Genomic DNA, 23464 nt, shown 5'->3' on the forward strand with positions numbered 1-23464 from the left:
GAACGCAAGTTCCAGAGCCTTTTTGTCATATGCGGTTGAGCCACCAGACCCCCAGATTGAGGTATGCGGCAAAGATCAGCCAGAGCAGATAGGGGATCTGGAGGAGTGCGGCCGTGTGGTCCAGCGGGTAGAAGAGCGCGATCATCCAGGCCACCAGGCCGATGAGAAGCAGGATCCAGAAAAAAGCGGGCAGCAGCCATCCCCAGCGGAAGAAGAGCAGGGGCCACAGGAAGTTTACCAGCAGCTGAAGCGCATACAGGACCAGGGCCCGTTCCCGCCCCGGGAGCTTGCTTCGCCAGATGCGATAGGCCGAGTATCCCATCAGAAGGAAGAGGATGGTCCATACAATGGGAAAAACGGTACCGGGCGGGGAGAGGGGCGGGCGCTGCCAGACCTCATAATGTTCCATGCTGTTCCGGGTCAGGAGAGCGGACAGACCGCCCACCAAAAGCGGGATGGCCAGGTGTGCAAGAAGAGCTTTCCAGGATGCTTTCATGGCGATACCTCCGATCAAGATGGGGCATTCATGCAAAATTTATGTCAGTGATAAGAGAAACAGAACGTGGTATGCTGATTTAGGATAGCCCAACGGGATACGCCCTATGTATCCGGGCAGCAAATGGGCAGATGTTTACAAAATGTCCCTTGATTTCGCATGGGAGGTTCTTTATCATCGTAACAGCGCAGTGTGCGCAGACGAAAACAGAGGAGGATGGGCATGGAGCGACCGCTGGTCAGCATTATTGTGCCGGTTTATCGGGTAGAACGGGAGATTGCGCGGTGTCTGGAGAGTATCCGGACACAGAGCTGGGAAAAAATAGAGGTATTGCTGGCCAATGACGGAAGCCCGGATCACAGTCTGGAGATCTGCCGGCAGTTTGCCGAGCAGGACAGCCGTTTTCAGGTGCTGGATCTGCCCCATCGGGGCGTTTCTGCCACCCGAAATACCGCTATTTCCAGAGCGAGCGGGAAATACATTCAGTTTGTGGATGGGGACGACTATTTGCCTTCTGACGCCACGGAGTGCCTGGTGCGGGCAGCGGAATCCACCGGTGCAGATCTGACAGTGGGCCACTTTTACCGTGTCTCGGGGGAGCATATGGCCGTCAGAGGGCATATTAAGAAGCGCTGTGTTCTGACACTGGGCGAATACGCCACGGAGATGCGAAAGGCGCCGGCCAACTATTACTATGGCGTGCTCTGGAACAAGCTATACCGGCGCAGCATCATCCAGCGGGAAGAGCTGAAGTGCCCGGAAGGACTGAGTTGGTGCGAGGACTTTTTGTTTAACCTGGAGTATCTGCGACATGTGCGCCTGGTGGCGGCAGTACCCCATCCGGTCTACTATTATGTGAAGCGCCCGGAGAGCCTGGTTGTGACACAGGCCACGGTACGCAATGCCATTGAGATGAAGCGGGTCACATTTTCCTACTATAAAAAGCTCTATCAGGCGCTGGATCTGTACGAAAAACAGAAGATGCAGGTCTATGGCTACCTGATTTCTGGGGCGGTAGACGGGATCACGCTTCCGGATTTCCCGGCCCGCCTGAGAGAAGTGTTTCCCGCGAAAAAGCCGCGTGGCAAGACACGGCGGGGACGCACCCGGACCAGGACGAAAATGCGGCTATGGGAGTAGGGGAGCGGTACGGAGAACAGGATTCCTCCTGGATTCCGCGGGAGAAGCATAAAGCCGGAGCATCCATATTATAGATGCTCCGGCTTTCGTAATAGAGGAGGGGAGCCGATGATTAACCGCCCAGAGTCACATCCTGTTTTTGATACCATTGCAGCGCCTGAGCGAAGTCCTCTGCTTGAAAATCAGGCCATAGCCGATCCACAACAAAGAAATCCGCATAAACGGACTGCACTGGCAAAAAGCCGGATAATCGGCGCATTCCGCCCCAACGGATCACCAGATCAACCCGTGAAATATCATGGGAATGAAGTTCACTGCAAATGTTCCGGCGATTCCTGCCGGGATGATCTAACCCGGCGAGATCCCATTCCCACCCATAGTTCACCAGAAAATTGACACGAGTGCCGCCGCCATTTAAGTCGGTTCGCGTGGTATATGGCAAGAGTTCGTTCGGAAATGTAGAGGCATCTTTGTCGCCCACGACAAGGAGTGAAACAGGTTCCGATGCGATCAGATTTACTGCGTCAACACAGGCCTTGGAAAAAGCCTTGACTTGTTCCGGAGGTCGTCCGCAGTTATCGGTTGTAAAACCATAGTAAGTGATTTCCTGGATCCCTGCATCCTTTGCCAGTCTCAACAGATCCAAGCCAGGCTTCAAACCGTGGGTATAGCCGTCCTTCTTTTGTAGTCCTGCACATTTGGCCCAACGCCTGTTTCCATCTGGAATAATTCCGATGTGCTTTGGAATTCGCATATCATCACCTTCTTTCCTTTAGTATTTGCTTTTTCTTCCATTATGATACATGGAATAAAAAGTGGCTTTTGCAGAGTATGCAGGGGATCCAGGTTTTGAAGGAGAAAAAGACCGCCGGTACATACCGACGGTCTTTCTGTTTTGGTCCGAGTATCGTGATAGGGATTACTTGGAATTTTATCATGGTTTGATGGGCCCTTGAAGATGCGGGGGAGGAGTTAGTCTCCAAAGTACCGGTAGAGGAAGGTGACCACCTGGCTGCGGGTGCAGACCATGTTGGGGGAGAAGGTGTCCTTCCCGGTGCCGCTGGTGATTCCCTCCTTCACGGCCCAGCTCACCGGCAGAAAGTAATAGGAGGTGCTGCTGACATCCCGGAAGTCTGTTCCGTCCATGACCACCTCAGTGGGGAAGTGGCTGCGCCACAGGAAGGTGACCACCTCGGCCCGGGTGCAGGTCTTGTCAGGGGAGAAGTGGCTCTTGTCGGTACCGGAAGTGATGCCATATTCCGCCGCCCAGAGGACGGCGTCCCGGAAGTAGTCGTCGTTCTCCACATCCACAAAGGGATTGCTCTGAGCGCGGGCGCTGGACTCATCCAGGGAGAGCGCCCTCCACAGAAGGGTGACCACCTCAGCCCGGGTGCAGGGGCGGTAGGGGGAGAAGGTGTTGGCCCCGGTCCCGGTGGTAATGCCGTTCTCCACCGCCCAAACCACCGCGTCGTAGAAGTAGTCGTCAGAGGAGATGTCGTCGAAGAAGCGGACGCTGTCGGGCTTCTGGGAAACGGTACCGTTGGTGGATGACTCGTTCTTGTCGCCGGTAGATGGCTCGTTCTTGCCGCCAGTGGATGGCTCATTCTTGCCATCAGCAGTGACGCTCAGGTCCTTGCCCGGCTCCACCTGCTCTGTCCAGGTCTTGCCGTTTTCATAGGTCACGGTGACTGTGCCCTTTTCTCCACCAGAGAAGTGGACGGTGTCGCCGGTTCGGCTCACGGACATATCCTTTCCGCTATCATCAGAATCGCCGTTAAAGGAAACTTCTACTTGGTTTCCGTCCTCTGTGTAATATGTGCAGGAGAGTGTGATGCTCTGTCCCTGCGTGGACAGCTCCGTTACAGTACCCTTGGACAGCTCAGAGGACCATCCTTCCGCTCCTTTTACGCTATACGCCGCAACTCCATCTGCCAGCGTGGCTTCACCTGTGGCGTCAGAGAGGGTCAAGGTGCCCTTTCCGGTGAGCCAGGCCATCCCTCCGCGGAAGGGGGAGGCATCTGCTGTCAGATAGGAACTGGCAAGATGGGAAATCGTTGTGAGCTCCAGTCCGCCAGTAACTTCCACTTGCTTCAGCGTATTCTGATCAGAAACAGACAGCAGGATGGCGGAGCTTGACTGCTCTGCATAAATGAAGATATCACTGTCCTTTTCAGGCGTATAGTAGGTGAAGTAGTTATCGCTGTTGCCCTGTTGTGAACCCTGCCAGCCCAGGGTCTCAAAGGACCATGCGGCGCTGCCCGCATCCTTATAGTTGGAGAGCTTCAGCTCTTTGCGCCCCCCTGGCAAATTGCAGTCATAGCACAGGATGTAAGCATCCCCGCCGTCAAGACGGTAATCATAAGCCCCCAACGCATGGCTGGATTTATCCTTGGTTTTGCTATCCGTGGAAGAGATCCAGGCAATGGGCATGGGACACTCTCCTGCCTTGTACTGGTCGATCTCCCGGAGCAAGCCGGAGCAATTCCACCTATTTTCGTCCAGCGCATTCTGGATAGGCCAGAGGTACTGGGCGATATGGCACAGCTGGATAAATTCCACTGCATTAATACCGCTAAATTCCCCCTCCATGTCCACCTGAGAGAGCTTCTGGACGGTATTGCCCGTCTCGTCCAGAATGTCATACGCGCCAAAATCATAGGTACCAAGCCAGTTGACCAGCGAGACGGCCAGAGCCATCCCGAAGCAGAACCCGCCTTTGCCGATCTCGACCCCTCTGCCCACCAACTGGTCGGCCCGGGTCTCGTACGCCCATCCATCGCTGTTTTCGCCCCACAGCATCAAATAGATCAGGCGTTCGGGGACAGCCGCATCCTGAGAACTGAAGTTTGCAACCGCCCACTGCTGGAAGTAGGTCTTACAGGGTGCGCGGCCGATCACATGCCCCTCCGCATTCAATACCTGGATTTCCGCCGCGGTATTGGGCGGGAAGTGTCCTCCCTCCCCCGGGGAGAAGGTGGCATACAGGTCCATATACTCCGGTTCATAGGCTACCTCCGTCCCGTTGGCCAGCAGGCGTTCTCCGGCCATGAGGCGGATAGAACCCGTAAACTTTCCATCCTCCAGGTAGCGCTCGGGAAGGGATTCCTTCAGGGTCAGCAGCACTTCCGAGTCTCCCTGTAAGGGCAGCAAAGGATAGCCGCCCGAAATATTCACCTCGGAAATGGACAGCGGACTGCTCTCCCACGTGATGGTCTTTCCGTTCTGGTCGTAGTCCCCGGTCTGGTCTTTATAATAGGCCTGAACGGTGTAGGTGTAGGTCTGGCCCTCCTGGACCGACGTGTCCGTATACAGAGAGTTGTATTCTCCCGCCTGGGCGACGCGCTGGTAGTTGCCGCCGGTGGTCTTGCGCAGGATATAGAAGCCATCCACCGTGTGGATCTCTCCCGGCACCACCAGGGGCAGAGTCCAGGAGAGGGATACCCCTTCCTTGGTACAGGTTGGATCGTTCAGGATGGGGGTGGGGATGATGTCCGAGGAGGACGGAGGTGTGGCCGAACCCACATCCGTGCCGCACGCATTGCGCAGGACGGGATAAGGGTAGCTGCCGCTGCCCATGGTCCAGACGCTGTCAAAGTCAAAGCCGCCGAAGTTGCCGCTCTTTTTCATCTGGTCCGCAGCCAGGGAGCGGATGGTGTTGAGGGTAGGGGTACCGTTGACCTTTTCATAGGCGGGTAAGTCGCAGGCCAGATAGTAGCAGTTGGAGGAAGTGCCCACAGTGGACCCAAACAGCGCGCCGCAGCCGTAATAGCCTGGGTCAACATTGCTGGAGCCCGGATTTACCGAACAAATTGTACCAACATTGTAGCTGTTGTCCGCATGGCCGTTCTCGCCGGTAATCCCTCCCACATAGGAGGCACCGTCGGTGTTGATATCGCCGCAGTTGAAGCAGTTGCTGATGTCGGTGCCAAGGGCGGAGATACCGCCGACACGTGTGTTAGAAAAGGTGTTTGAACGTCTGACTACCTGAATATCTGCGGCATTCATACAGGACTGGATCACAGGATCACAGAGTCCACTGTCAATGCCGCCGATATTGGCATAACTGTGGTAATGGGTGATCGTGCCGTAATTCTGGCAGTTAGAGATGGAGCCCTCCAGCAGTCCGGAGATGCCGCCGGCATACATTGCATAGCCCTCGGTCTCAATGGAGCCGCTGTGGATACAGCCATTGACGGTCAGGTCGCCGCTGCTCCCGGACTCGGCCAGAATGCCGCCCACCTGGGGCGAATTGAAGCTGTCGCCCCCATTAGTGGAGCGGATGTCGCCCGCCATCCAGCAGTACTCCACCGGATCGGCACTGCGGAACAATCCCGCGATGCCGCCGATCGTATTGGCGTTGCTGTCGATATCCCCCTGAAAATAGCAGTTGGAGATGGTGGTGTCCTCTTTGGCATAGGCTACGATACCGCCGATGATACCGTTCCATTGATCATCATATTGGGCAGCAATGGAGGCGTTTTCAATGCCCACATTGCGAATCTCTGCACTGCTGCTGACGGAGGACGTATAGGCAAAGAGGCCGTTGACGCCATTCAGGCTGGAGATCACGTGGCCGTTGCCCTCAAAAACACCGGTAAAGGGCGCTTCGGAATCGTTGCATAAGGGAGTCCAGTCATAGCCGGACAGATCAATGTCGGCCATCAGAATGTAGTTGCCGTTGGGGGCGTCTGAGATGGCCAGTAGATCGGTGGCGGTGTACACGCCGGTGTACCCGGTGGGGACCTTCGTGACTTGGGAAACCGGCACCAAAAAGTCGTCCAGCACCGGTGCGGCGAGTTTGGGGGAGCTTGCCGCCTCCGCTTTCGGCACCAGCCCGCCCAATGGCGTACACAGCCCCAGAGCCAGGGCCAGTGCGGTCAGAATGCTTAGGATTCGTTTTTTTCTGTCTCTCATGTTCCTCTCTCCTTCTCTCATGTTCTGCAGGTCCTCCCCAGTGTCTCCAGCGTCTCCGCCGTTTCCTCTGCCCCCAGAGCCTGGGCGCTGGCGGGCAGATGGGTGAGCCAGCCGTGGAAGGCCCGGCACAGGTCGGGCTCCTTCACCTGGACGGAGCAGAAGCCATCCTGGAGCGGGAAGCGCTCCGTGGTAAAGAAGCCCACGCCCGAGCGCTGGGAGGTGGTCATGCTCAGGTAGTCGGGGAAGGTCCCCGGCGACAGGATGCGGCCGGTGATGTCCCCGCTGCGGATGTGTCCGGCCAGGGCGTTCAGAAGCTGTCGCCGTACCTCCGGCGGGAAGGGGGCCACAAAGGCCACCGGGAAGTCGTCCAGGGAGCCGGTTTGGCAGAACCGCTCCACGGTTCGCAGCTTTCCAAATCGCTTCCGTGCTACACCCTCCAGCCGGTCGTGGAAAGGCAGTTCGGCGCGCAGATACTGGCCAATGGTGGCCTCATCATAAAACCGTCCGAAGCAGGGTTGATCCATGATCATGTAGAAACCATCCATATCGGTGCAGCCGTCATAGGACTCCAGGATCTCTACCGGATCGGAGGTGTATTGGATCAGGGGATGGCACCGCTCCAGCAGGGTCTGAAAGTGCCGATGATAACCCTCTACCTGATCTGCGCCCCGTAGGAGCATAGCCTGTCCGCCATCCTCGGAGAGGCAGACCACGCAGCTGTGGGTGACCAGAAAATAGGGGTAGGGATCGGTGTACCGGGCGGTCAGGGTATTATCGTAGTAATAGTAGGGGTGGTAGTGCCGCTTGGACAACAGGCAGATGGGGAAGATACTGCAAAAGCACTTTAAATTATGGAGATTGATGTCCTCCAGAGAGCCGGAGGCATCAAATGCGATGATCTGACGCACATCTGCTCCCATACGGCCGTCCAGATACCGGCGCAGCAGCTCCCCGGCCAGGAAGGCGTCGGTAGGGGGGACCGTGAGTTCTACCCGGGCGTCCGGTCGGGTGAGCTCTTGAGAGAGCACCATGCGCAGTAAAGGCTGCACATTGGTGGTGCCGGTAAAGATGGACCGCTGCCCGGCATAGCCATCCAGGTCCAGCAACAGCCGGCTCTCCTCGAAGGCCGGTGGAGTGAAGTCCAGTTCGGTCAGGTCAGAAAACATCCGGCCCACCATCTCCCGAGAACGGCGGATGCCTTCTTTTTCAAACTGGGCGTCGTAATAACCGCGCAGCCGGCTCTCCTCTCTCGGGGTTAGGCGCAAGTGGTAAATGAGACTGTCCAGAGCGGCATAGGGCAGTACCCGCTGACCGGCCAGAGTTTTGGAGAGAGCCGTTCGCTCTACACCGGAAAGCCGGGACAAGGCAGAGATTGACATCTGCTTTATTTCCAGCAGTTCTCGGAGATATTGACTGAATAAGAGCATGCCTGTCCCCCCTAAAAGATTAGAATTGAGATTAAATTCAGTATAGCACAGGGCCTTTTGAAATGGTGTGCACGATGCTTGTTTTTTCTTTGCACAGTTTGAAGCTCAGTTTCTTCTTCTGAGAGATCTGGCGCTTGCTGCAGCCCTCGGTAAGGTGACTGCCGGAACCAGTACTGTGTGCTGCAAGGGGCTGACCAATATGAGAAAAGGCGTAGCATTCATGCTACGCCTTCACACAGAGTGCCATATAGATTTGAATATAAAAATGCGAAGTATCATCCAAAGAACATTTCGGATCCTTTCATGATACTCCGCATGCGTGAATGGTTTGTCCACCGGAGATATCGGGGCACATACATTCACTTGGCAACCTGTTCGATGTGGGACAGATGTTCCTGCATCAGTTTGCCGGCCCGCTCAGAGTCGTTTACCCGCAGAGACTCAATTAATGCCCTGTGGTCCTGTAAGGAAGTGTTCAGCAGGTTTTTGCCGAACTGCTCCTTTACAAACCGCTCATAGACAATGCGGATGGTATTAAAGGAGATCATCAGCAACTCATTGCCGGTAATCCGGGCCAGAGTAGAGTGAAACTGAAAATCCAGCTGGGTCAGAGTCTCCGGATCATCCCCATGTTTCTCCATCTCGGCCACAATGGACTCCAGCTCTACGATATCCTCCCGGGCAGCTTTCTGCGCAGCTAACTGGGCCACTCCTACCTCTACAATCCGCCGGTACTCTATCATATTTTGGGGCTGGGTATATTGAGCAATGGCATCAAAGTTCATAGCATTGCGCCGATCTGACTCTTTGCTGACACAAGTGCCTGTCTTAGTGCGGGTAATCAAGTGCAGCGTTTCCAAGGGCGCATAGGCTTCCCGCAAAGTGCTGCGTCCGATATTGAGCTTCTTGCACAGTTCGTTCTCGTTGGGAAAAGGGTAACCTTCGGGCAGTGCCCCGGAGAGAATAGCTTCCCGCAGTTTCTCAAACAGCTCCTCTGAAATAGCCCTCCGACTGGTGACGGTGAGATGGGAGAACACCTCGGAGGGAGAAAGGGGAGAGGTCTGCGGCTGCTGTACCTGGTTCATACAAACACTTCCTCATTTAAACACGGCCGCCCGCACCAGAAACAGGGGCGGGCACGCAGAAAAACAGTTTCATTTATTTTTTATTATACCTGTTTGTATGACATCATGCAATTTGAAAATAGCCGTCGATTTACACAATTTTCACAGATGCTATTGGCAATATGACTAAAATTATAGAGCCGTTAAATTAATGTTTGACATTTATGATAGATGTGATAATATTATTGCATGAAGTCAGACAACATATGTCAGAGGAGCTGAGGGATGTGACGTTGAGAAGCAGCACCAATTTGACCGGGACGGACAATGGGCTGTGCCGCTCCCTGTACAAGGCCATGGGGTATTCCGAGGAAGAACTTACGAACCGGCCTGTCATCGGAATTGCAAACTCTTGGAGTACCTTGGTTCCAGGCCATTACAACCTGCGGGAGCTGGCCGACTTTGTGCGCAAGGGGATCTACCGCGCAGGGGGAACGGCGGTGGAGTTCGGAGTTATCTCCTGTTGTGACGGGATTGCCAACGGCCACGAGGGGATGAAATATATTCTGCCTGCTCGTGAGGTGGTATGCAATTCGGTAGAGATCGAGGCCCAAGCGCACCGACTGGATGCCCTGGTGCTGCTGGCCTCCTGTGATAAGATCCTGCCTGGGATGCTTATGGCCGCTGCCCGATTGGATATTCCGACCATTGTGGTCACCGGAGGGGTAATGCAGGGAGGCGGGATGTTTGACGGGCGCAAATCAGATGCCACCTCCAATGATGAGGCCGCCGGCATGTACCATGCCGGACGCATTACCGCCGCTCAGCTGCGGGCCCTGGAGGATGTAAGCTGTCCAGGCTGTGGGTCCTGTTCCTTTTTGGGCACGGCCAACACCATGGCCTGTGTCAGTGAAGCTCTGGGAATGAGCCTTCCGGGCAGTGCCCTTATCCCGGCCGTCTGGGCTGACCGGCAGCGCAGCGCCTTATGAGGCGGGCATCCGGATCTGTCAGCTGGTGGAGGCGGGGATTACCCCTCGAAAAATCCTGGATGAAAGGGCCCTGCGCAATGCGGTGCGGGTCGTGTAGGCCATCAGCGGCAGCACAAACGCAGTGCTTCATCTCAGCGCGGTGGCCTATGAGGCGGGATGGAGCGGAAGTGTCATGGATCTTTTTGACCAGATGTACCACACTACGTCCCACCTGGTAAAGGTGAATCCTGCGGCGGCCTATGATATGGAGGAGTTCCACCGTGCGGGTGGGATTCCACGGCTGATGGAACGGCTGGGTGATCTTATCGACTCCACCGCCCTCACCTGTACCGGACAGACGGTGGGAGAGAACCTGAAGGGGTACCACTACCTCTTCCCGGATAACCCGGAGCTCATCCGCACACGGGAGACTGCCTATGGCCTCCACAGGGGTGTGGCGGTGCTCCGAGGGAATCTGGCCCCCCACACAGCGGTTACCAAGCCGGGGGCATATGGACCTCATTTACAGCGATTCCGCGGAAAGGCCCGTGTGTTTAACCGGGAGGAAGCAGCGAACGAGGCTATCCTGGCCGGGACTGTTCAGCCAGGCGATGTGGTGGTCATCCGCTATGAGGGGCCCAAGGGGGGACCCGGTATGCGGGAGATGTACAAGGCGATGAAATTCCTCTATGGCCGAGGGTTAGCCGAGCAGACGGCCTTAGTCACCGACGGACGGTTTTCAGGCACCAACAATGGCTGCTTTGTGGGGCATATCTCCCCCGAGGCCGCCGAAGGGGGGCCTATCGCTCTGGTAGAGGACGGGGATGAGATTGTCATCGATGTGCCCGCCGGACGGTTGGACTTGCTGGTAGAGGAAGGTGAGCTGGCCCGCCGCCGGGCCAAGTGGACACCCCCGCCGGTGCAGGCCCCCAGAGGATATTTACAGTGTTATGCCCGGTGGGCCTCCTCGGCGGCCCAGGGCGCGGTCATCCATTGTGGAGAAGAGGAGGTAGAACGATGAAACAGGCAGCAGACATCCGGCATGTCGTATTGGCGGGATCCGGAGTGATGGGGGCATCCTTTGCCCAGATTTTTGCGGCCCATGGCTATTCCGTCACTCTTTACGACATTGCCAAGGAGGCATTGGATAAGGCAGCCTCCCTCATCGCCATCAACCAGAAGGCTATGGTGGACCAGGGGGCCCTTACCCAGGAGGAGTCCAGGGACTTGGTGCAGCAGATCTGCTACACGACCGAGAAAGAGGTATTTACCCGTGCAGACTTCGTGCTGGAGGCCATTGTAGAGAAGATGGCGGTGAAGCATAGCTTCTGGTCTGAGGTATCCGAGCTGGTGGGAGAGGATGTCGTGCTGGCCACCAATACCTCCGGCCTCTCCATCTCTCAGATTGCCCAGGCCGTGAAGCATCCGGAGCGCTTTGCCGGGATGCACTGGGTCAATCCACCCCATCTCATCCCCCTGGTGGAGGTCATCGCCGGGGAGAAGAGCAGCCCGGACTGTCTGGAGACGATTCGTTCTCTGGCCCTCCGCTTGGAGCAGCACCCGGTGATGGTCCACAAGGATCCGCCCGGCTTTGTGCTCAATCGACTCCAGTATGCACTGCTGCGGGAGGCCTGCCACATTGTGGAGGAGGGGTATGCCAGCCTGGAGGACGTAGACAGCGTGATGAAATACGGCCTGGGGATGCGCTATGCCTGCTTGGGCCCCTTCGAGACCGTGGATTTTGGCGGGATCGATGTCTTTTACAATGTGGGCAGCTATCTCTTCGGCCAACTGTGTAACGACACCTGTGTGCCTCGAATCATCCAGGAAAACTTTGAAGCGGGCCGACTGGGAGTCAAGAGCGGTGCTGGTTTCCACGACTACAGCGGAGATAAGGCAGCCAAGGCCATCGCCAAACGGGATGCGGAATTTCTCAAGCTGTCTCAGTGTCTGTTCGGAAAGAGAGAGGATGTATGAACCAGTATACCTACAAGGCGGCCATGGATGGGAACACAGCCGCTGCCCACGTGTCATACTTCTTCACCGAGGTGGCGAGTATTTTTCCCATCACCCCTTCGTCCCCCATGGCCGAGCAGGTGGACGAGTGGGCAGCGTCCGGACGTAAGAACCTATTTGGACAACCTGTTCGAGTGGTGGAGATGCAGAGTGAGGGAGGCGCTGCCGGTACCGTCCACGGCAGCCTGGGGGCGGGTGCCCTGACCACCACCTACACCGCATCTCAGGGGCTGCTGCTGATGATCCCCAACATGTACAAGATTGCCGGTGAGCTGCTCCCGGGCGTGTTCCATGTATCTGCCCGGACCTTGTCCGCTCATGCCCTGTCCATCTTCGGAGATCATTCCGATGTGATGGCCTGCCGCCAGACCGGCTTTGCCCTGCTGGCTTCTGCCAGTCCCCAAGAGGCGATGGATCTGGGAGCGGTGGCCCATCTGTCAGCAATCAAGGGACGAGTACCGTTCCTCCACTTCTTTGACGGATTTCGCACCAGCCATGAGATCCAGAAGATTGATGTGATCAAAGATGAGGCATTGGCGCCTCTGGTGGATTGGGATGCCATCCGGGCCTTCCGGGCCAGGGCCCTTAACCCAGACCATCCCTGCACCCGGGGCACTACGCAGAACCCAGACATCTTCTTCCAGCAGCGGGAGGCATCCAATCCCTTCCATAATGCGGTGCCCGGTATCGTTCAGGGCTATATGGACCAGATTTCTGCACTTACCGGCCGCAGCTACCACTTATTTGACTATTACGGAGCGGAAGAGCCCCGGGACATCATCATCGCCATGGGATCGGTGTGCGGTGCCATCATGGAGACAGTGGACTACCTCAATGCACAGGGGGGCAAGGTAGGTATGGTGGCGGTACGCCTTTATCGGCCCTTCTCGGCCGAACACCTGCTGGCGGCCATTCCCCCTTCGGTCGAGCGCATTGCCGTGCTGGATCGGACCAAGGAGCCCGGGGCAACCGGGGAGCCCTTGTACTCCGATGTATGCAATGTCTTTTACAGAGCAAACCCCGATATGCTCATCGTGGGCGGCCGATATGGTCTGGCGTCCAAGGATACCACTCCCGGTCAGATCCTCTCAGTCTATGAGAACCTGGCCAGCGACCAGCCCAGAAATGGTTTTACCATTGGTATTGAGGATGATGTCACCCATCTCTCTCTTCCCATGCTTCCTGACCCGGATCTCTCTGTCCCAGGGGATTTTGCCTGCAAGATCTGGGGCCTGGGGAGCGATGGAACCGTCGGGGCCAATAAAAACAGTGCCAAGATCGTGGGAGAGGCCACCGACCTGTATACCCAGGCCTATTTTGTATACGACTCCAAGAAGTCAGGGGGCCTGACCCAGAGCCATCTGCGTTTTTCCCACAGACCGATCCGGGGTTCCTATCTGGTTACCCGGGCTGACTTGGTGGCCTGCCATACCCCTGCCTACCTCCGAGTTTATGACATGACTGCTGACCTGAAGCCTGGAGGCACCTTCCTGCTCAACTGTCCCTGGACCGACGAGGAACTGGAATGCCACCTGCCCGCTTCGTTCAAGCGGGGGCTGGCGGAGAAGAATGCCAAGCTCTGCCTCATTGATGCTGGAGGGATTGCCCAGCGCTTGGGACTGGGAGGACGAATCAACACGGTGCTCCAGGCGGCCTTCTTCCAGCTGGCCGGCTTGTTGCCCATGGACCAGGCGGCCCAGTTGATGAAGCAGGCCATCTACAAAACCTATTATAAAAAGGCGGGGCAAAAGGTAGTGGATCTCAACTGCGCCGCTGTGGATGCGGGGCTCAGCCAGCTGCGCAGCTTTTCCATTCCGGAGCACTGGGCCCAGGCTGAGGATGCACCTGTCCCTGTGCGCTCTGTCCCGACCTATGTAGAGAAAATGGCCAGTGTAATGAATCGTCAGCAGGGCGATCGCCTGCCGGTGAGTGCCTTTGTGGGGATGGAGGATGGCTCCTTCCCGCCAGGAAGCACGGCCTATGAGAAGCGGGGTACCGCCTATCAGGTTCCTTGCTGGCTGCCGGATCACTGCATCCAGTGTAACCGGTGTAGCCTGGTCTGTCCCCACGCGGCCATCCGTCCCTTCCTGCTGAATCAGGAGGAGGAAGACAAGCGTCCCGACACCTTTGTGACCCTGCCCGCCCGGGGCAAGGGATTGGAGAAATATACCTATCGGATTCAGATCTCCCCCTTGGACTGCACCGGCTGCGGCAGCTGCGTCAACTGCTGCCCGGCCCAGGAAAAGGCCTTAAAACTGGTTCCTCTGGACCAGGCCCGGGAAGAGGATGCCAACTGGACCTACGCGGTAGAGCAGGTACAGGTGAAAAAGGACGCGGTGAGTGCCGCCAACGTAAAGTCCAGCCAGTTTGCTCAGCCGCTCTTTGAGTTCCCCGGAGCGTGTGCCGGCTGTGGGGAGACCCCTTACATTAAACTGCTCACCCAGCTATTTGGGGATCGGATGTACATTGCCAACGCCTCGGGGTGTTCCACCGCCTACGGCGGCTCCACGCCATCGACCCCCTATACCACCAACCGCAAGGGCAGGGGACCGGCCTGGGCCATGTCTCTGTTTGAGGATTGTGCGGAATATGCCTACGGCATGTTTCTTGCGGCTCAGCAGGAACGGGAGGCTCTGGCCGAGCCGGTTCGGGTACTGGCTCAGGCCGGTATAGCAGAGGCGCGGGCCTATTTGGATACCGACGCCGCTTCCGTCGCCTCCGACGACCTGTTGGATGCCCTGGAGGGAGCCCAACTTACCGGGGAGGCCGCCCGTGCCGCCCAGACTGTGCTGGAGGGCCGATCCTATCTGGCGCGGAAATCGGTGTGGGCCTTTGGAGGAGACGGCTGGGCCTATGACATTGGCTTTGGCGGCCTGGACCACGTGCTGGCCAGCGGAGAAAATATCAACATGCTGGTGCTGGACACCGAAGTCTACTCCAATACTGGCGGCCAGTCCTCCAAATCTACCTCGGCAGGGGCAGTGGCCAAATTTGCCGCCGCCGGGAAGGAGACCGGCAAGAAGGATCTGGGACGGATCGCCATGAGCTATGGTTATATCTATGTGGCCCAGGTGGCTCTGGGAGCCGATCCAGAACAGTGCCTGCGAGCCATGCGGGAGGCGGAGGCCTATCCCGGTCCATCTCTCATCATTGCCTATTGTCCCTGCATCGAACATGGCCTCAAGTGCGGCATGGGATGCAGCCAGCAGGAGATGAAGCGGGCAGTGGAGGCGGGTTACTGGCATCTCTACCGCTACGATCCCACACGGGCCCAGGCGGGGAAGAATCCCTTCCAGCTGGACTCCAAGGCACCCACCGGCTCCCTGGAGGACTTTTTGCGGGGAGAGAATCGGTATGCCTCCCTGGCTCTTCGCTTCCCGGATCGAGCCCAGCGCCTGGAGGAGAAGGCCTGCCGGGATGCCCGGGCCCGCCGGACAGCCTATGAGATCCTGTCTCACCCCGAGACATAACCACGATTGGTTCCACCACGCCCTAGGGCGCGCTCCATAGAAGCTACCAACCATTCTATTTGATCAAGAAAGGAAGCTGAGTTACTATGGCAAACAACGTACCGAAGAGTGACGGACGGGGCATCATCTCTGGTGCCTATGTCAACCAGGATCACCCCATCGACCGGACCCAGTGGCTGGAAGACAGCTTCCCTGAGTGGGGGACCTTCCTCAACCAGGAGATTGAATCCTATCAGGTGCCCAAGGGACAGGTAAGCCTGTGGTGGTGCGGCGGCCCCTCCTGGGTGCTCAAGACGGATGAGGGGGGTATCTTCTTCATCGACCAGTACTGTGGACCATCCATGTACACCGAGCTCTATTACTGCGGAGTGTGCAAGCAATCGGGGGCTGATTCCATCAACTGGATCCGCCTCAATCCTCAGGTGATTGACCCCTGGCGGTTCAATCAGCTGGACGGAGTGTTCTGTACGCATGCCCATCAGGATCACTGCGACCTGTATGCAGTCAAGGCTGCCCTCCAGACCACCAATGCGCCCTTCTATGGCCCGCCTACGGCAGTGGAGAAGCTCAAGGGCTTCGGTGTGCCGGATGACCGAATCGTTCTGGCCAAGGTAGGGGAGAGCGTGAAGGTAAAGGGAGCCGAGGTGGACTTCCTCATCTGCTATGACCAGACAGCCATTAAGACTGGCGAGGGGGATGTGCTGCTGCCCTTTGAGCAGGCGGCCTGCTGCTACCTCTTCAAGACCAGCGCAGGCAACATTCTCTTCATGGGTGACACTTGGTACCATGACGGCTATGTGGCCATCCGGGACAAGTATGACATCGATGTGGCGATTTTCGACATGGGTTCCAACGCCCCCGGTGCCACCGACAAGATGACTCCCTACGACTGTGCCCGGGTGGGTCAGATCCTCCAGGCTAAAGTACTTATCCCCGATCACTACGACAACTGGGCCAATACCGCCGGGGACCCGGAACTGCTGGTCAAGCAGTTTGAGCGTATTGTCAGTGAGAACACTCCCGAGATCAAGACGATGATCATGCGCTGCGGCGGACGATTCAACTACCCCGCCGACAAGGACAAGGGACGCTACCGCTATCCCGATGGCAGCGAGAACTACGATTTCAGCAAGTCGGTCTTTGCCAAGAAATAGGAGGAAATGCCATGAGAGAATACCGGTTCTTTGCACCGGATGACTTCCAGGCCCTCTTTGAAACGGTGTCCGCCCAGCAGGGAGCTCAGATCAAGTTCCTGGCTGGCGGCACCGACCTGGTACCCCGGATCAATATGGAGCGGGATCAGATCCCCTATGAGGAGAAGCCGCCCATGGCCCTGATCTCCCTGGCCAAACTTGGGCTGGGCGGTATCCGGGAGGAGGGAGAGGCCATCTGCATTGGTGCCATGACCACCATCACTCAGATCCAGGACAGCACTCTGCTGCGGGATAAAATCCCTGTGCTGTGCCAGGCTGCCGACCTCATGGCTGGCTTTGCAGTGCGCAATACAGCCACCTTGGGAGGAAACATTATGAATGCCTCTCCGGCGGCGGATACTTTACCTGCTCTGTTGGTGCTGGGTGCCCAGCTCACCCTTCAGGGCCCGTCCGGTGAGCGGAAGGTGCCCCTGGCCGAGTTCTTTACCGGCCCGGGCAAAACGGTGGCAGCGGCGGATGAGGTTCTCACCCAGATTACGGTCTTTCCCGGCACGGGCTATGCTAATTTCCAAAAGCTGGGGCGCCGGGCGGCCGAAACGCTCTCTGTGGTCAATGCTGCGGCCTACATTGAACAGTCGGGCGGCGTGTGTACCGCTGCACGGATCGCCGTGGGCAGTGCTGCCCCTACCGTCAAACTGTGCGAGGCGGCGGCCCAGGCCTTGGTGGGGAAGCCCTTGGACGATGCAGCTGTGGAAAGGGCGGCTGGATTGGTCAACCAAGCGCTCTCGCCCATTGATGACATCCGCTCTACCGCCTGGTATCGGATGGAGACCGCGCCGGTGTTGGTTCGGCGGGCTATCCTGGCCGCCGCCGGCATGGCCGATCAGGCATAAGGGAGGAAACGGACATGAAACAGATGGTATCCTTTGTGTTGAACGGCATCCCCGTGGAGGTGGCGGTAAAGCCCGAAACCACCCTGCTGGAGATGCTCCGGGACGAGATCGGCCTGACCAGCCCCAAGTGCGGCTGTAACCATGGGGACTGCGGCGCCTGCACGGTCCATCTGGACAACCAAGCGGTAAAGAGCTGCCTGGTTCTGGCCATGACAGTCCAGGGACGTGAAGTAGTTACTTTGGACGGCATCACCCCCAGCCAGGGGCTCCACCCGATCCAGCAGGCTTTCTATGAAAAAGGCGCTCCCCAGTGCGGATACTGCACGCCCGGTATGGTGATGGCCGCTGATGCCTTCCTGCATCGCAATCCCCATCCCACGCTGGAGGAAATCAAGGAGGCACTGAGCGGCAACCTGTGTCGCTGCGGCTCCTATGAGAAATACGCCCAGGCGGTGCTGGCTGTGGCAAATGGCGAGTACGGTCCGCTGCCCGAAGGGAGGGAGCAGGATGTTTAATGCCATCGGTAAGCCTATCCCACGTTATGATGGCCTGGGCCACGTAACTGGACGCACGATCTATGTCAGCGACGTGACCATGCCCGGCACGCTGACCTGCAAGGTATTGCGCTGTCCCTATCACCGTGCCCGCATTGTCTCGCTGGATGTGACCCAGGCAAAACGGATGCCCGGGGTGTACGGGGTCATCACGCGGGAGGACGTGCCCTACAATCGTTTTGCCATGGTACCTGACAACCATGTGCTGGCCGAGGAGATCACCCGCTATCGGGGGCAGCCGGTGGCAGCAGTGGCAGCAGTGAGCAAGGAAGCTGCCTTGGATGCCCTGGCCAAGATTAAGGTAGAGTACGAGGAGCTAGAACCTGTCTTTGACCCGGAGAAGGCCATGGAGCCTGATGCCCCCCAGATCCGGCCGGAAGGCAATGTTCACCTCTTTGACGGGACCTCGCCGGTGCGGCGTGTCCGCCGGGGAGATATTGAGAAGGGCTTTGCCGAAGCCGATGTCATTGTGGAGGGGCGCTACACCACGCCCTGCGAGGAGCATGCCCCGCTGGAATGCTGCTCCACACTGGCCTATGTAGACGAAAGCGGTAAGCTGGTGCTCTACAGCAAGACACAGGGTGTTTACTTTGTCATGGGCGACCTGGCTAATGTGTTTCAGCTTCCCATGAATAAGCTGAAGTTCATTGGTAATACCATTGGTGGTAGCTTCGGATCGGGCAACAGTGTGGCCACTGACCATATCGCTGGCCTGCTGGCCCTCAAGACGGGCAAACCGGTGCGCTACACGCTCACACGGGCCGAGGAGATGATGTTCACCACGATTTCCACCCCCTGGATTTTCAAGATCAAGGACGGCGTGCGCAGGGATGGAAAGATCACTGCCCGGCATGTGGAGGTTATCCACGACTGCGGAGCCTTTACCGAACTGGGCCTTTATGCCGCCGAGAAGAATGCAAACCTGGTGGCGGGAGCGAACCTGATTGAGAACCTGGCAGTAGACACCCATATGGTGTTTACCAACAAGCTGCCCAGCGGATCCCGCCGGGGATTCGGAGTCAATGTGGGCCAGTTTGCCGAGCAGGTTCAACTGGATCGGGACGCCCGTGCAGTAGGAATATCTCCCATGGCTATCCGGTTTATCAATGCCTTCCACGAGGATGACATCAGCCATGTGGGCAACCGGCTGCGGGCAGTGTCCACCATAGAGACGCTCCAAGGGGTAGCTGACCTGGCGGGCATCTCCCTGGAAGAGCAGTACCGGACGATGAGCTCCAAGGAGGTGGAAAAATGATTCGGACAGGACGGGGGATCTCCACCATCTACTATCCCTCTGGATTCAATGGGGGCGGAGATCCGGATCTGGTCTCCCTGCGGATCAAGCCCGACGGCACCATCGATGTGTCGAATGCCTCCTGTGAGATGGGGCAGGGTCTCAAAAATGTAGTGGTCCAGATTACCGCTGAGCGGCTGGAAATTGAGCCCGGACAAATTAATTTTGATAATACGAACTCCGATACCGCCGCCTTCAGCATGGATACGGCCGGTACCCGCTCTACCGTCATCGTGGGCAATGCCATCCTGGCGGCTGCCGACGATCTGATAGGAAAGCTTAAGGCCTTCGTGGGGGAGAAGCTGGGCGTGCCTGCTGCGGAGATGTCCTATGAGAAGGGCCGGACGTTTATCACAACCCAGCCGGAAAAGGGAATGACTCTGGCGGAGATAGGGGCGGCCAGCAACTATGGCGGGGTATTTCTCATGGGGACCGGGGGATACCTTCCCGAGCCCGCCCCGCCGCGTGATCCGGAGACAGGAGCTACTCTGCCCAGTAAAATCATGGCCTACGGCTCCTGCGTGGCCGATGTGGAGGTGGATGACGAGACCGGGGTGGTACGGGTAATCAACCTGTACAACTGTTATGACATGGGCACGGTGATCAATCCTCTCCAGGCCGAGGCCCAGGCTGACGGAGGCAATATCCAGGGAATTGGTATGGCACTCTTTGAGGATTTGGCCCCCCGTTTCCCGGAGCGTATGGAGCCCTATGCTGACAGCTTTACCGACTATATTATCCCTACGTTTATGGATATGCCCCAGCATAGTGCCACCTCTTTTTATGAGAACTACGACCCCAATGGTCCTTACGGAGCAAAGGGCTGCGGCGAGATGGTGGTAGACACCCAGTCCCCGGCCATCGTCAATGCCATCTATGACGCAGTTGAGGTGGTGGTGGACAGCCTTCCTGCCACCCCGGAGAAGGTGCTGCGTTTGATTAAGGAGAAAAAGTCCAAATAATTTCCATCTTACCCGGATGATACACCCCAGGACAGAGGCCTTCTGCGGAAGACGTCGTTCTGGGGTGTATTGCTGTCGATATTAGGGATAAGGTTTTCTGTTTGGATGTACCGAATTGAGATGGTATAAAAATAATACAAGCCTCATACACCGTCCGTGATCACTGGATCACTCCAAAGATGTATGAGGCTTGTATGTTTAAGAAACAGAAAATTTAGAAGGAGCGGGAGAATGCATACATTCCCCAAATACCGCCCTGAAGATTCTGTTCAGCAGCAGTCTCTTGGCCGTTTGCAACTGCCTGGATGAGAGAGATGATCTGTTTGCCAACCTCTTCCAGCGTTTTTCCCTCCGGAATTTCACCAGCGTTAATATCCATATCCCCGGGCATCACATGGAAAACCCTGCTGTTGCTTGCCATTTTTACTACGGGACAGCATGGATGGCCAATCGGAGTTCCATGGCCGGTACGAAAGATACAGATCTGAGCGCCACCCGCTACCAGGCTGGTCATGGACTCTGTGTCAAAGCCTGGCCCATCCATAATCGATAGACTGGAACAACAGGGGATTTTTCGCCCAGATCGATCAAATCACAGATTTCACGGCAAATTTCGCTGTTTGCCGGATTGGCCGTGATGTCTGAGAGAGCATCTAACCCGCCACATTCCAGCCCAACTGTCAGCTTGGAAAAGGGGACTGCCTGGCGCTCCAGCTGTGCGGTCGTTTGAACCATGGTGCAGGCAAAGGCTGCGGTCTTTTCTGCGTTTTTTGCTGCCGCTATCTTCTTTGAATCGCCGCGGCGAATACTGTATTTCAGGCGCGTGGTATGGGGAAACGGGCACTGAGTTTTGCAATTCTGCGGAAAATTGTGTTGGAGATTCCTGCTTTGTTTGTTTGGAACCTGTTTTGGCCTCTTTTTGGTCTGGCCTATGCTCAACTTACAGCAGAGGTTATCCTGGCGGCAGTGGCGATTGTTACCTTGTACCGCCTGAGTCGGGAGCTGGAGTTAAAATTTCGTGCGGAGGAAGAGAGTTCTTCCAAACAGAAGAATGGGTTGTGCATTTGATATTTTTTCCATTCCAATTTGCTATCAATGCGGAAAGATAAGATCTGGATGACATGCACAGCAGATATGTTTTATAAACTTTGAACGGACGCTCTATTGGGAGCGTCCGTTCAAAGTTTAATTGCAATGTTTGGATAGGATAGAGATAGAATATTTTATACCAATTGGGTCTTTACAACCATCACAGAACAATCTAAAAAATAAAAAATCGGAGTGTAATTATAGGACTTGGAAAAATCCAGTCATATCAATGGTTTTAGCGTAGCAAGCAAGAGGTTTTTATCCCATTAGATACGATAATTAGAAAGATCATCCAGCTTTTCGGCAAATGTTTTTGCCTGATCGGCTTCTTTTTCAAATTGCGCCTTGATTTGCTCGTTCATGCGTGCATCAAGGATTTTCACCACTTTCATATCTTCTTCCCTGACGGGAATTGTAGCAATATCATTCTTTTCACCGTACTGAGGAAAATTAACCAACCAATATCCGTTGATGTTTTCTGGTTCAGTGATCCACCCTTGCATACCTTTATGAACGCCATCTCTTGTGTACTTTTCCTTTTCGACAATAACTTCTACATTGTCCATGTATGTCATATTATTTACCTCCGTATGGCGTATTCAGTTTTATCTGCCCGTTGGGTTTTGCCATCCAACCTGTGACAAAAGAAACATCGCCAAAGCCATTTTTCTTTGGAATAGTTACTCTGATATTGATTCTTTGTCCAAACATATTTAGCTTTCCGAGCTCATATTGCCCAGAGATATAACGTTCCCTCGTTTGCCGTTCTATCTCTGCTTGCAGCCATCCAGCATCAAGCACTCTTCACGGTGGGTTTCGCCCTCTGAATGGTGCGTCCATTTGCCCCAGCTTGGTAGTCCGGCGCCCTTTTGTATTGTACTGAAACATCGTTTATAGTACAACATTTATTCCCCCTTAAAAGTACAAGAAAATATTCTTCACAAATAAGGGGAAATAAGCAAAAAGTTGTACGTTTCCGTACAACTATCACAGAACAATTTGGAAAATAAAAATCGGAGTACCCCGAAAGATACTCCGATGGTCCGAGTGTAATTATAGGACTTGGGAAAATCCGGCCATATCAATGGTTTTAGCATAGTAAGCAAGATGTTTTATCTCATTAGATACGATAATCAGAAAGATCATCCGGCATTTCGACAAATGATTTTGTCTGATCGGCTTCTTTTTCAAATTGCGCCTTGATTTGCTCGTTCACGCACGCATCAAGGATTCGTACGACTTCCAAATCTTCTTCTTTGATGCTGATTTCGGCAATATCATCCTTCTCGCCGCATTGTGGAAAATTGACCAGCCAATAGCCTTTGACGCATTTGGGATAGCAAATCCATCCATACATACCTTTATGAACGCCATCTCGTGAATAGGTTTCTTTTTCAACGGTAACTCTTACATTATCCATTTCTTGCATATTATTTACCTCCGTAGGGTGTTGTCATCCTCAATTTTCCGCCGGGCTCCACCATCCAACCGGTAATGAAGGAAACCTCTCCAGTTCCATCTCTTCTTGGAATGATAACACGAATACTAATTCTTTGACCGTTCCAGTTTAATTTACCAAGGGTATATTTGCCTGCGATATATCGTTCCTCCGCCTGCCGCTCTATCTCTGCTTGTAGCCATCTTGCATCCTCGACAGTATATCCCCATTCTTTGAAGAGCTTTTCTTTATTGTGTATTTGCAGGCCGGTTGTGTTAAACAAATATGGATCAAATTTTCTATAGTCACTGTATGCGGATGTATTTATCAGGACTACAGCATAGTCAACTGGCTCTAAAGTACAGTGGCAGAATGGGTGATGCGGACAAGGTGGTGCTTTTTCTTTCTGAAACCAACAACCATCTAATTTCAAACATTCTTCACAGTGAGTTTTGCTTTCTGAATGATGTGTCCATTTGACCCAACTTGGTAGTCCGGCCCCCTTTTGTATTGTACCGAAACATTGCTTATAGTACAATCGTTATTCTATTCCTTTAAAAATATAGGAAAATCATTCGTCTCAAA

At 55.5% G+C, this 23464-nt stretch carries 20 protein-coding genes; 10 read left to right on the plus strand and 10 right to left on the minus strand.

Annotation, left to right across the window (positions count from 1 at the left end; genetic code table 11):
- Positions 1-25: 25 nt before the first annotated feature.
- The gene (locus GPK94_RS08920; protein WP_101693347.1) at positions 26-496 is read right to left on the minus strand and encodes a TspO/MBR family protein; all 471 of its coding nucleotides are present in this window, start codon (positions 494-496) and stop codon (positions 26-28) included.
- A gap of 222 nt (positions 497-718) precedes the next feature.
- Between GPK94_RS08920 and GPK94_RS08925 the strand changes: the two genes are divergently transcribed.
- Positions 719-1636 (plus strand): glycosyltransferase family 2 protein, encoded by a 918-nt coding sequence (locus GPK94_RS08925; RefSeq protein WP_215655575.1) that lies wholly within the window; start codon positions 719-721, stop codon positions 1634-1636.
- A gap of 112 nt (positions 1637-1748) precedes the next feature.
- On the opposite strand, the gene uppS is transcribed toward GPK94_RS08925, so the two are convergent.
- The 4 genes from uppS to GPK94_RS08945 all read right to left on the minus strand — a co-directional run bounded on the left by uppS (position 1749) and on the right by GPK94_RS08945 (position 9062).
- Positions 1749-2390, minus strand: coding sequence for a polyprenyl diphosphate synthase (uppS, locus tag GPK94_RS08930; protein WP_215655576.1), 642 nt, complete (start codon positions 2388-2390; stop codon positions 1749-1751).
- A gap of 218 nt (positions 2391-2608) precedes the next feature.
- On the minus strand, positions 2609-6550 hold the full coding sequence (locus tag GPK94_RS08935) for an S-layer homology domain-containing protein (RefSeq protein ID WP_215655577.1): 3942 nt from the start codon (positions 6548-6550) through the stop codon (positions 2609-2611).
- Between the two features lie 17 nt (positions 6551-6567).
- The gene (locus GPK94_RS08940; protein WP_215655578.1) at positions 6568-7929 is read right to left on the minus strand and encodes a hypothetical protein; all 1362 of its coding nucleotides are present in this window, start codon (positions 7927-7929) and stop codon (positions 6568-6570) included.
- A gap of 407 nt (positions 7930-8336) precedes the next feature.
- Positions 8337-9062, minus strand: a complete 726-nt coding sequence (locus tag GPK94_RS08945; RefSeq protein WP_101693341.1) for a FadR/GntR family transcriptional regulator — start codon at positions 9060-9062, stop codon at positions 8337-8339.
- A gap of 266 nt (positions 9063-9328) precedes the next feature.
- Between GPK94_RS08945 and GPK94_RS16025 the strand changes: the two genes are divergently transcribed.
- From GPK94_RS16025 to GPK94_RS08985, 9 genes are all read left to right on the plus strand, one after another.
- Positions 9329-10030 (plus strand): dihydroxy-acid dehydratase, encoded by a 702-nt coding sequence (locus tag GPK94_RS16025; RefSeq protein ID WP_346728006.1) that lies wholly within the window; start codon positions 9329-9331, stop codon positions 10028-10030.
- 139 nt (positions 10031-10169) lie between these two features.
- Complete coding sequence (locus GPK94_RS16030) at positions 10170-11030, plus strand: dihydroxy-acid dehydratase (RefSeq protein ID WP_346728018.1); 861 nt, start codon at positions 10170-10172, stop codon at positions 11028-11030.
- Entirely contained in the window at positions 11027-11986 is a 960-nt protein-coding gene (locus GPK94_RS08955) for a 3-hydroxyacyl-CoA dehydrogenase family protein (RefSeq protein ID WP_195278238.1), read from the plus strand. The genes GPK94_RS16030 and GPK94_RS08955 overlap by 4 nt, the downstream gene beginning before the upstream one ends.
- Positions 11983-15495 (plus strand): pyruvate:ferredoxin (flavodoxin) oxidoreductase, encoded by a 3513-nt coding sequence (nifJ, locus tag GPK94_RS08960; protein ID WP_215655579.1) that lies wholly within the window; start codon positions 11983-11985, stop codon positions 15493-15495. Before GPK94_RS08955 ends, nifJ begins: the two co-directional genes overlap by 4 nt.
- An 86-nt stretch (positions 15496-15581) precedes the next feature.
- On the plus strand, positions 15582-16649 hold the full coding sequence (locus tag GPK94_RS08965; RefSeq protein WP_186962717.1) for an MBL fold metallo-hydrolase: 1068 nt from the start codon (positions 15582-15584) through the stop codon (positions 16647-16649).
- A gap of 11 nt (positions 16650-16660) precedes the next feature.
- Positions 16661-17542 carry a xanthine dehydrogenase family protein subunit M gene (locus GPK94_RS08970; protein ID WP_215655580.1) on the plus strand — a complete coding sequence of 294 codons (882 nt, stop codon included), beginning with the start codon at positions 16661-16663 and terminating at the stop codon, positions 17540-17542.
- Positions 17543-17556: 14 nt separating this feature from the next.
- Positions 17557-18057: a (2Fe-2S)-binding protein gene (locus tag GPK94_RS08975; RefSeq protein WP_215655581.1), complete on the plus strand. Its 501-nt coding sequence runs from the start codon at positions 17557-17559 to the stop codon at positions 18055-18057.
- Complete coding sequence (locus GPK94_RS08980) at positions 18050-19351, plus strand: molybdopterin cofactor-binding domain-containing protein (protein ID WP_180956876.1); 1302 nt, start codon at positions 18050-18052, stop codon at positions 19349-19351. Before GPK94_RS08975 ends, GPK94_RS08980 begins: the two co-directional genes overlap by 8 nt.
- Positions 19348-20352, plus strand: coding sequence for a molybdopterin cofactor-binding domain-containing protein (locus GPK94_RS08985; RefSeq protein WP_215655582.1), 1005 nt, complete (start codon positions 19348-19350; stop codon positions 20350-20352). Before GPK94_RS08980 ends, GPK94_RS08985 begins: the two co-directional genes overlap by 4 nt.
- Before the next feature lie 214 nt (positions 20353-20566).
- Here GPK94_RS08985 and GPK94_RS08990 read toward each other — a convergent pair whose 3' ends face one another.
- From GPK94_RS08990 to GPK94_RS09010, 5 genes are all read right to left on the minus strand, one after another.
- Positions 20567-20866: a UxaA family hydrolase gene (locus tag GPK94_RS08990; RefSeq protein ID WP_252192553.1), complete on the minus strand. Its 300-nt coding sequence runs from the start codon at positions 20864-20866 to the stop codon at positions 20567-20569.
- On the minus strand, positions 20863-21291 hold the full coding sequence (locus GPK94_RS16035) for a UxaA family hydrolase (RefSeq protein ID WP_215655584.1): 429 nt from the start codon (positions 21289-21291) through the stop codon (positions 20863-20865). Before GPK94_RS16035 ends, GPK94_RS08990 begins: the two co-directional genes overlap by 4 nt.
- 416 nt (positions 21292-21707) lie before the next feature.
- Positions 21708-22016 carry a hypothetical protein gene (locus GPK94_RS09000; protein WP_215655585.1) on the minus strand — a complete coding sequence of 103 codons (309 nt, stop codon included), beginning with the start codon at positions 22014-22016 and terminating at the stop codon, positions 21708-21710.
- A gap of 545 nt (positions 22017-22561) precedes the next feature.
- Positions 22562-22870, minus strand: a complete 309-nt coding sequence (locus GPK94_RS09005; RefSeq protein ID WP_215655586.1) for a hypothetical protein — start codon at positions 22868-22870, stop codon at positions 22562-22564.
- Position 22871: 1 nt separating this feature from the next.
- On the minus strand, positions 22872-23417 hold the full coding sequence (locus GPK94_RS09010) for a DUF1187 family protein (RefSeq protein WP_215655587.1): 546 nt from the start codon (positions 23415-23417) through the stop codon (positions 22872-22874).
- Positions 23418-23464: the final 47 nt, after the last annotated feature.

The organism is Pseudoflavonifractor sp. MCC625, from assembly GCF_018784545.1.
Taxonomy (GTDB): Bacteria; Bacillota; Clostridia; order Oscillospirales; family Oscillospiraceae; genus Pseudoflavonifractor_A; species Pseudoflavonifractor_A gallinarum.